General features: G+C 32.8%; 1 protein-coding gene. It reads right to left on the minus strand.

Annotated features, from left to right (window positions below; all coding sequences use genetic code 11):
* Nucleotides 1-262 (minus strand): hypothetical protein (locus tag KVT36_RS31770; protein WP_217607442.1); only part of this gene is annotated, 262 nt, incomplete at both ends.

The following is a 262-nucleotide window of genomic DNA, read 5'->3' on the forward strand; positions in this document are numbered from 1 at the left end:
CTGTTTTAGTGATGTCATTTGAATTTAAAGCATCAAAGATACCAATTGCTGCTACTTCTTCACTTAACGCTTGTATCATTTCTTGTCGTTTATAATTCAATGTGTTTTGCCGTTCTTTCATCGCTTCTTTTACTTTACCTTCATACTCTGTATTTCGCTTATGATTCATCATCAGTTCATCTAGATTAATGATAATATCTTCATATTTGTACATTGAGGCAAAGTCATTTTTGCGAATGGCATCTAGCATTGGCTGGATAAT

The sequence above is a fragment of the Chitinophaga sp. GbtcB8 genome, assembly GCF_019091455.1.
In the GTDB taxonomy this organism is placed as follows: domain Bacteria; phylum Bacteroidota; class Bacteroidia; order Chitinophagales; family Chitinophagaceae; genus Chitinophaga.